Raw genomic sequence first — 10,246 nt, forward strand, 5'->3', positions numbered from 1 at the left:
ATATTTTTATTTAATTTTTGAAAATAAAAGGCCCATTAATAATGGACCTTTTTGAAGTATTATATTTAAAAATAAAAACTAAGATAAAAGTTTAACTCCATCTTCGATAGAAGTTTCATAAAAATCCGGCTTTATTTTCGTAACATTTAAATAATTCTTAGATACTTTTTCTATAAATTCACCGACTTTATTTTTCTCAACCAAAGCGATAGCACATCCACCAAACCCTGCTCCGGTCATTCGTGCTCCAATGCACCCATAGGTTTTTAAAGCCTCTTCAACAATTGTATCAAGTTCAAATCCTGTTACTTGGTAGTCGTATTTTAGGGAATTATGAGATTGAACTAATAATTCTCCAAAACCTTTTAAATCGTTGTTTTTTAATAAATTTACAGCTTTAATGACTCTCTGATTTTCCGTTATTACATGTTTTGCTCTTTTGTATTCGACTTCATTTTTTATATATTGCAAATCGTCAAGTGTACACTGACATAAATTATTTATGTTTTCGTTTTTTGCCTTTTTTATAGTTTCTAACGCATTCTCACATTCTTGCCTTCTTTGATTATAATTAGAAGAAGCTAATTCTCTTCTCTTGTTGGTATTCATTATAACCAAAGAGTATCCATTTAAAAAGCAGGGGATATATTCATATGAAAGATGTTGAGTGTTTAATAATATTGCATGATCTTTTTTTGCATTAGCTACAACAAATTGATCCATTATACCTGAATTTACACCAATAAATTTATTTTCGACTCTTTGACCTAATAAGGCAAGATATTTTCTATCGACTTCATCTTGCATTATTGAAAACAGTAACATGTATCCTATCAATACCTCTAATGCAGCCGAAGATGAGAGGCCAGCACCATTGGGAAGATTTCCTTGAATCAATATATTACAGCCTTTCAAAGAATATCCATCTTCTTTTAGAAATTTTATTACACCTTTGGCATAATTACCCCAACCATCTTCATTTTTATATTTTATATCTTTGCCCAAATCTACTTCTACTTCATTTGGAAAATCTAAAGATTTCAAATGTATCTTTTCATCATCTCTAAGAGACATCACTCCATATATTCCAAGATTAATAGCTCCAGGCAAAACATACCCTCCATTATAATCGATATGTTCTCCTATTAAATTTATCCTACCTGGAGAGAAAAAATGGTATATTGGTTCCTTTGTTTTTCCATAAACTTTTATAAAAACGTTTTTTAGATCCATTCTTTATTACCTCTCTTGTTAGTTTTAAAAAATTTATATGGTTTTTTTAAATTTTTCTATGGCTTGTCTTAGTATTACTGCAGTCTCTTCAACAGCTAAAGTATTAGCTGCTGCCCATGCACCCATTTCACTTGACGCGTACCATTTTATTTTTTCTTTGTCTCGAAGTGGCGGATAAAATTCTATATGAAAGTGATAATATTTATCAGAATCTTTATATTCTTCAGAATTTACAGGAGTTTGATGTATATTCATCATATATGGAAATGGTTTATCAAAAAGTACATCAAATCCACCTGTTAATAACTTCAAACTTTCCGCTAATTCCCATTTTTCTTTATCTGTAAACTGAGAGAGATTACCTCTATGTTGTTTGCTTACTATAAAAGCACCATATGGATAATCTGTAAAAAATGGTAAGTATACAAGAAAAGAGTCGTTTTCAAAAAGAATTCTTTTTTGAAAGCTTTCTTCTTCTTTGTTCATATTGCAAATTAGGCAATCATTTTTTTCTTCATAATATTCTTTACAATTATCTAATTCAACTTTTAATTTCAAGGGAATCCAAGAATAGGCATAAAGTTGTCCATGAGGATGGAGCATAGTAACTCCGACTTCTTTCCCTCTGTTCTCAAAAGGAAAAATATAATTAATCTTTTTGTCTTTAGATAATTCATTGAATCTATCAACCCAAAGATTTACAAGTTTGTATATATGTTCAACAGGCAACTGAGGAAGAGTGATATTATGATCAGGCGAATATAATATTACTTCACATTTTCCATAATTTTTTGAGACTTTGTACAAATCTGTTTCTTTTATATTAGGTTCATCTGGATCTAATTTTAAAGCTGGAAAATCGTTATCATAAGAGTAAACATCGTAGTTTTCAGGAACCTTTTTACCTGGACCCGGACAAAACGGGCACCAATCCTCTGGTAAATGAGGGCGATTTTGTCTATTATCTGCTACCATTGTCCATGTCTTTAATAAAGGATTCCACCTTAGTTCCGGCATATTTTATCCTCCTTATGCTGATTTTCTTATCACAAGTTCTACATCTAAAATTTTCTTGACTATAGTATTATCCACTTTTTTTGTATTTATTTTTTTATAAAGCATATTAAAAGCTTCGTAACCCATCTCAATTTTTTTTACTCTAATAGTAGTTAATTGTGGTTCTATTAACTGAGAAAAAGCTATATCATCATAACCTACTACCGAAACATCTTCAGAAACTTTGATCCCTTTTTCTTTCAAAGCCTTTATTGCACCATATGCTATGAGATCATTATAACAAAATATTCCGTCAAATTTTTCTTTTTTTTCAATCATTTCTAACACTTTATCATAACCCGCTCTTACGTGGTAGCCTTCATGTATACGATCACAAATTTTTATGTCCGCTTCGGAAAAATCTATATTTTTTTCTTTTAAAGCTTTTTTAAATCCTTTAACTCTTCCAAAAGATGCAGAATTATACAATTGATCGGTTATCATTTTTATCTTTTTACACCCTTTTTCAAGGAGATATTTTGTAGCTAAATAGCCTCCTTTTGTTTCATCACTGAATATTTCATCTACATTCCAACTATCAATTTCTCTACCTACGAGTACTACAGGATATCTTTCTCGAATTAATTCTTTTATACCCTCATAACTTTTCTGCATTGGGAAAAGCAGAATCCCATCTACTCTTCTTTCTAACAAGGTTTTTATGAATTTTTCCTCATTTTCATATAAACCTTCAGAATTCATAATAATAATTTGATAATTGTTTTCTCGAGCTGCTTTATCGATTCCTTTAAATACTTCTGAAAAAAAAGGGTTGGAACTGTCAGGAACTATAACTCCTATAGTACCTGTTACATTAGACTTTAACATTGTGGCATAGACGTTCCTAACATACCCTAACTCTTGAGCAATTTTTAATATTCTTTCTTTTGTTTTAGGGTTTATATCTGGTTTATCGTTCAAAGCTCTTGATACTGTATTCACAGACACACCCGCTTTTTCTGCAATATCTTTTATAGTCACAAACTTACTTTGAATTATTTTTATCACCTCTTTCTTATTGTTAACGTTAACGGTATCAATCTAATTTTACACCAAAAAAATTAAAAAACAAAATGCTTTTTTATAATTGTATTATAAATTGTCAGTTTTTGTCGACGCAATTTGACAATATCGTACGATTTTGTCGAATACCTTAGACAAAAATCTACACCTTATTTTTAAAAGCAAAAATCTTTATTTTGTTATATAATTAGAAGTGAATTAATCTATCAAGAGGTGAAAAAATTGTTAACATTAATAAAAGATGCAGAAGTTTATTCCCCTTCTTATGAAGGAAAGAAAGATATTTTAATAGGTGGAGGAAAGATTTTATACATTCAAGGCAATATAAAATTAGACTCAAATTTACAAATAGATATAGTTGGTGGAGAGGATTATCTATTAGTTCCTGGTTTTATCGATTCTCACGTACACATTGTTGGTGGAGGTGGAGAAGGGGGATATAATACCAGAACTCCGGAAATTACCCTTTCTCAAATAGTAAAAGGCGGAATAACGACTTTAGTAGGTGTATTAGGAACAGATAATGCAACAAGAAGTATGGAAAACTTGATAGCTAAGGCTAAATCATTAAATGTAGAAGGCGTTAGTTGTTATGCATATACTGGTTCTTATCATTTGCCTTTAAAGACTTTTACTAATAGAATTATCGATGATATAGTTTTTATTGAAGAAATCATAGGTGTTGGAGAAATAGCTATTTCAGATCATCGAGGTTCTCAACCTACGATAGAAGAGTTGACAAGATTAACTTCGGATGCAAGAATTGGAGGTATTTTATCGAAAAAAGCTGGTATTGTCAATGTTCATGTTGGAAGAGGCAAAAATTTTGTAGACCCCTTAATAGAAGTATTTAAGAAATCAGATTTACCTATCACACAATTCTTACCTACACACATGAACAAAGGAAAAGAATCTATTCAAGTATGCAAGAAATTTATCGAGTTAGGGGGTAGAGTTGACTTTACTACTAGCAGTCCTGAAAAGAAAAGTAAAGATGATTTTTCTAAACCTTCTAAAGCTTTGAAAACTTTATTGGACGAAGGGGCAAATATAGAAAATATTTCTTTTTCTTCTGATGGTCAAGGAAGTTTACCAAAGTTTGATGAAGAAGGTAATTTCTTAAAATTAGATGTTGCAGACGTATGCACGCTATTTGAAGAGGTAAGAGATTGCGTAATTCAAGAAAATATCCCGTTAGAAGAAGCTTTAAAAGTTATTACTTCTAATCCTGCTAATTTTCTTAAATTGGAAAACAAAGGACAAATAAAAGAAGGTTTCGATGCAGATTTGGTATTATTACAAAAAGACACTTTGAATATTGAAAAAGTCATGGCAAAAGGTACTTTTTTAGCTTAAATATAAAGCCCAAACATGCGTTCTTTGTGTTTGGGCTTTTATTTAACACCAAGTGAATAATTTAAAAGCTTAGTTTTAAATTTCTATTTTTTATTTCTTCTTTAATAATTTTGACAAAATTCTCTCTTGAGACATTTTCCTGTGTATTTCCTTCTCTTGTTCTAATATTGACATTATTCCCTGTGACTTCTTTTTCTCCGAATACTATCATATATGGAACTTTTTTCATTTGTTCGTTTCGTATTTTGTAACCCACAGTAGAATCAGAGTCATTTATATATACTCTTATATTTTCTTTTTCAAGTTCTTGCGCAAATTTTTTTGCTTCTTCGTTGTACTTTTCAGAAACTGGAATTATTGAAACTTGTGTTGGCGCAAGCCAAGTAGGAAATTCTCCTGCGAAATTTTCTATCAAAATACCAAAAAATCTTTCTAAGGAACCAAATATTGCCCTATGAATCATAACTGGTCTTTCATACTCGCCTTTCTCATTAGCATATTCTATTTCAAATCTTTCTGGCATCTGAAAATCGAGCTGTATAGTAGTACATTGCCATTTTCTTCCTATAGAATCTGTTAGATGGAAATCAATTTTAGGGCCATAAAAAGCACCATCACCTTCAGCTATTTTGTAATTTATTTGAGACTTTTCTAATGCAGATTTAAGTGCTTGAGTTGCCTTTTCCCATGTTTCAATTTCTCCCATGTGATCTTCAGGCATAGTACTTAAGATAGCTTCATAATTGAATCCAAAAGTTGAATATATTTCATTAGTTAATTCGATTACTTTTATTATTTCTTCTTCCATTTGCGATTTAGTGCAAAAGATATGAGCATCATCTTGTGTAAAAGATCTAACCCTAAAAAGGCCGTGCAATACCCCACTTCTTTCATATCTATGAACTCTGCCAAATTCAAACATTCTTATTGGTAAATCTTTATAACTCACAAAATTATTTTTATATATTAAAATATGTCCTGGACAGTTCATAGGTTTCACAGCCATTGGCATGTCCTCTTTTTCTGTAAAAAACATGTTTTCCTTATAATGATCCCAATGACCTGATTGGTGCCATAACTTTATATTCATAATTTGGGGAGTTTCAACTTCCTGATACCCATACTTTTTATGTACTTGCCTTGAATAGGTCATTAATTCATTTAAAATTATTTTCCCATTAGAAAGCATAAACGGCATTCCAGGAGCCATTTCGGATTGAAGCATAAATAAATTAAGCTGTGGCCCAAGTTTCCTATGGTCACGTTTTTTAGCTTCTTCTATCATATTTAGATAGTTGTCTAAATCGCTTTTTTTTACGAAAGCGGTCGCGTATATTCTCTGAAGCATTTTATTTTTTTCATCGCCACGCCAATATGCTCCAGAAACGGATAAAAGTTTGAAATATTTAACGTATCCAGTGGAAGGTAAATGAGGGCCTCTACAAAGATCTACAAAATCCCCTTGAAAATAAACTGAAACTTTATCATCTGTAATTTCGTCTATCAACTCAAGTTTATATGGTTGGTCCTTAAATAATTCTTTAGCATCTTCTTTACTCAACTCTTTTCTAACAATCTTTATATCTTCCTTTATAATTTTTTTCATCTCTTCTTCTATCTTTGGAAAATCTTCTTCTGAAATTTTATAACCTTCAATATCAAAATCATAATAAAAACCATCTTCAATAACTGGTCCAATTGCTAATTTTACTTTATCCTTTCCAAATATTCTTACGACAGCCTGCGCCATAATATGTGACATGGTATGACGGTAAATAGCTGGAGCTTCTTCATCTTCTAAGGTTATTAACTTTAGAGTTGAATCATAATTTATTGGAGTATTTAAATCCTTTAATTCATTGTTTATTTTAGCTGCTATTGACTTTCTATATAATCCTTCAGATATACTTTTGGCAATATCTGCAGGGGTTACATTATTTTCGAATTCTTTTACTGAACCATCAGGAAAAGTTATCTTGACCATTACATCACCTCGGAAGTATTTTATACAATTAAACTGTCTATCTTCTCTTTCAAATCAGCTTCTATCAACTTGTCTATTATTTCATCTAAATCTCCGTCCATAATTTCATTTATGCGATAAGTTGTGTATTGTATTCTATGATCTGTAACTCTATTTTGTGGAAAGTTGTAAGTCCTAATTTTTTCACTTCTTTCGGCTGTTCCAATTTGAGATTTTCTTTGTTGGGTTAATTGAGATTGTTGCTCTCTTAACTTTAATTCAAAAAGTTTTGCTCTTAATATGTTCATAGCTCTCTCTTTATTTTGATGCTGAGATCTTTCGTTTTGACAAGTTACCACAATTCCTGTTGGAATATGTGTTATTCTAACTGCAGAATCTGTTTTATTTACATATTGTCCTCCAGCCCCTCCTGCTCTGTAAGTATCTATTCTGAGATCATTTTCATTTATTTGAACATCTATTTCAGTAGCTTCAGGTAAAACTGCAACGGTTGCTGTCGAAGTATGAATTCTTCCAGAAGATTCTGTTTGAGGCACTCTTTGAACTCTATGTACCCCACTTTCATATTTTAATCTTTTATATACCCCTTTACCTTTGATCTTTAAAATAACTATTTTTATTCCACCTAATTCATTTTCGTTAATATCTAAAATCTCACATTTCCATCCTTTTCTTTCCGCATACCTTAAATACATTCTCATTAATTCAGAAGCAAATAATGCGGCTTCATCTCCTCCTGTTCCGGCTCTTATTTCCATTATTATATCCCGTTCGTCATATTCATCAGGAGGAACTAATTTTTCAGTTATAGCTTTTTCTAAACTCTCTTTTTTTGTTTCTACTTCATTCAACATAAATAAATATTCTTCTTCTGAAACCTCACCTGCATTATACATTTCATGAAGAGCTTTTATGTCTTCAAGAGCAGATTCATAATTTTTAAACAGTTCATTTAATTCTGAGAGCCTTGCATGTTCTTGACCTAATTCTTTAAGTCTCTCTATATCATTAGTAATATTTTGATCACTTAATTTTTCTTCCACTTCTTTTAATCTTTTCTCTATTTCTTCTTTAAAATCTAAAATATTCAAACTGTTGGTGTTTTAAAACACCTTCCTCCTCTCTATATTCAATATACTCGCTTTATAAATTATAAAGTTCACATTTTGTCAATATTTTAATGCTTAACTCTTTATAAAATGCTTCCATAACTCTAATCCTTATTAATTCCTAATTTTTTTACCTTTTTCGCTACGTATAGCGAAGGAAAGAGGGAAAGGGCTTCACCCTGGACCCGTTATAAATTCAAAAGTTTATTTTTAGAAAATTCTCATTTCTAAAGTCCCCAACATTCAATATACTCACTTTATAAATTCTAAAACTTAAATTTTGTCAATATTTTAGCCCTAAATTTATTCAAAAATATCTTCCTGCTTCTAATACTTATTAATTCCTAATTTTTTTAACTTTTTCGCTACACGTAGCGAAAGAGAAGGAGGGTCCCACCCTGGACCCATTTTAAATTTAAATACTTATTTACTGAAAACTATCACCTCTAAAGTCCCTATAATATTTTTTACTCACTTTAGAAATTCTAAAATTCTCATTTTATCAATATTTAAAATTTGAATTTCCTAAAAAATACCTCCGCTACTCTAATCTTGACCAATTATTTAATTCTTCAACTCAAGCGATACTTCTATCAAAGAATAGAGAAGTGGACTCCACCTTGAACTTTAAAAAATTCAACCTTAAGAAAGTTAAAATTCAGTAAAAGCAATTCCTATAGCTCCAGGACCAGCATGAACACCAATAACTGCTTCGAGAACACCTGAATAAATTTCTTTTTGATAATTCAAACTTTCTTTTAATTTATTTATTATATAATTTTCATCTTCTTCAAATAAAGCGGATCTTGTAAAAAGTGTTATTTTTTGTACATCTTTAATTCTTTTAGTAACAATTTCGACCATTCCGTTTAATGCTGATTTTCTGGTACGTTCGATTTTTATAGGTTTAACCTCTCCATCGACAAATTCGCTTATGGGATTAATTTTTAATAAAATTCCAAGAAATTTAGCTGCTTTACCTATCCTTCCCCCTGCTTCCATGTATTTTAAGGTTTTAACGGTGAAAACAAGAGTTGTCTTTTCAATTAGCTTTTTAGCTATTTCGGATAATTCTTTAAACGATTCCATTCCTTCTTTTATATATTGAGCAATTTTTAATTCTATGGCCGATTGTCCCGCCGAACATGTTAAAGTATCTATAATTTCAATAGAACAATCTTTATAATCACTCAAAAACTCTTTTTTTGCTACATTAGCGTTTTGATTACTTGCCGATAATTTACTGGATATAGTTGTTACTATAATTTTTCTATATCCTTCTTTATATTTTTCCTCAAAAGCCTGATACCAATCATTAACGTTTGGTGCCGAAGTTTTAGGTAATAAATTAGGATCTTCTTCCATCTTTTCATATAACTCTTTATCTGAAATTTCTTTACCTTGTACTAAATAGTTACTTCCATCTAAAGTTATGTAAAATGGAACCTTTTTTATATTATATTCTTCCAAAAATTTTTCAGGCAGCATCCCACCTGAATCACCTATTTGAGCAATTAATTTCATTTATAACTCACCCATTCTTTCAGTTATTTTTTAACAACCCCTCATAAATACCTGGTTCTGAATTTTCTATCAAGATGGCATTCACCGCTTTTTCATAAAACTTTATAGGTCCTACTCCTCCAATTATAGCATATGCGTATCCAATTTCCCACATACTTTTTAAAGCAATCAATAATAAAGCTTTTCCTATATTTTCCCCTCTATAATTTTCATCTACTCCTGTAGGACCAAAAAAATCTTTACATGTAGCATCATAACAAGAAAAACCAACGATTTTATTTTTTATTTTATCTATAGCAATGAAACAACTTATTGGAGAATTTGAAAAAGATACGTCACATTCGCTTTCCCAGTAACCCCCAAAATTTTCTTTAACCCAATTTAAAACTAAACTTTTTTCTGGAGCTTTTGCTCTTCTAACACTAATACCTTTGTCTCTAAGTCGATTAAAAAGTTCTTCGTCATACTTTAAATCATAAAGTTTTACAAGCATGTCTGCCATTTTTTATTTCCTCCTAACTAATTTAACTACATACTGTCTTTAACTTTTCGGTACTTGCAGCTTTTTGTTTATATCTTAAAGCTCTCAACTAACCCTTTCAACTCTGAAGATATCTCATTCAACTCTTTAGCATCTTCATTTATACCTATAGCTTGTTCTAATTGGTTGTCTATTATCTTTCTCGATGTTTCTAACTGCTGGCTTATTTCTGTTACCGCTTTTGCTACTCTGTCCATCGCTGAACTCATCTCTTGGGCACTTGCACTTTGTTCTTGAGCACTGGCTGTCATGTTTTCTATCCCTTGATTCATCTTTTCTATTCTTTCTGTTATGTGTTTGAAACTTTCTAATACATTTCCCATTTCTTTGTTTATGTCTTCTATCGTTCCTACTACTTTCACTGTCGTTTGGTTTACTCTATCTGTACTTTGGGTTATATTTGTTAGTATTTGGCTTATC

General features: G+C 30.7%; 8 protein-coding genes and 1 pseudogene. 1 reads left to right on the forward strand and 8 read right to left on the reverse strand.

What is annotated here, in order from left to right:
• Positions 1-78: 78 nt before the first annotated feature.
• From X924_RS01390 to X924_RS01400, 3 genes are read right to left on the reverse strand one after another with little or no spacing between them, the layout of a single operon-like run.
• Entirely contained in the window at positions 79-1,233 is a 1,155-nt protein-coding gene (locus X924_RS01390; RefSeq protein WP_121957151.1) for a galactokinase, read from the reverse strand.
• Positions 1,234-1,266: 33 nt separating this feature from the next.
• Positions 1,267-2,250, reverse strand: coding sequence for a galactose-1-phosphate uridylyltransferase (gene galT, locus X924_RS01395; RefSeq protein WP_121957152.1), 984 nt, complete (start codon positions 2,248-2,250; stop codon positions 1,267-1,269).
• Between the two features lie 12 nt (positions 2,251-2,262).
• Positions 2,263-3,285 (reverse strand): LacI family DNA-binding transcriptional regulator, encoded by a 1,023-nt coding sequence (locus X924_RS01400; protein WP_121957172.1) that lies wholly within the window; start codon positions 3,283-3,285, stop codon positions 2,263-2,265.
• Positions 3,286-3,534: 249 nt separating this feature from the next.
• Here X924_RS01400 and iadA point away from each other — a divergent pair, with 249 nt between their 5' ends.
• A complete protein-coding gene (gene iadA / locus X924_RS01405) occupies positions 3,535-4,668 on the forward strand; it encodes a beta-aspartyl-peptidase (protein WP_121957153.1) in 1,134 nt (377 codons plus the stop codon).
• 61 nt (positions 4,669-4,729) lie between these two features.
• On the opposite strand, the gene thrS is transcribed toward iadA, so the two are convergent.
• The 5 genes and pseudogenes from thrS to X924_RS01430 form a co-directional block, all read right to left on the reverse strand.
• Entirely contained in the window at positions 4,730-6,652 is a 1,923-nt protein-coding gene (gene thrS, locus X924_RS01410; RefSeq protein WP_121957154.1) for a threonine--tRNA ligase, read from the reverse strand.
• Positions 6,653-6,672: 20 nt separating this feature from the next.
• A complete protein-coding gene (gene prfA, locus X924_RS01415; RefSeq protein ID WP_121957173.1) occupies positions 6,673-7,737 on the reverse strand; it encodes a peptide chain release factor 1 in 1,065 nt (354 codons plus the stop codon).
• A 675-nt stretch (positions 7,738-8,412) separates the two neighbouring features.
• Positions 8,413-9,285 (reverse strand): DegV family protein, encoded by an 873-nt coding sequence (locus tag X924_RS01420; RefSeq protein WP_121957155.1) that lies wholly within the window; start codon positions 9,283-9,285, stop codon positions 8,413-8,415.
• Positions 9,286-9,304: 19 nt separating this feature from the next.
• Positions 9,305-9,787, reverse strand: a complete 483-nt coding sequence (locus X924_RS01425; RefSeq protein WP_121957156.1) for a GNAT family N-acetyltransferase — start codon at positions 9,785-9,787, stop codon at positions 9,305-9,307.
• A gap of 68 nt (positions 9,788-9,855) precedes the next feature.
• A pseudogene (locus X924_RS01430) lies at positions 9,856-10,246 on the reverse strand (methyl-accepting chemotaxis protein); the annotation flags it as partial.

Source organism: Petrotoga sp. 9PWA.NaAc.5.4 (genome assembly GCF_002895485.1).
Taxonomy (GTDB): domain Bacteria; phylum Thermotogota; class Thermotogae; order Petrotogales; family Petrotogaceae; genus AZRK01.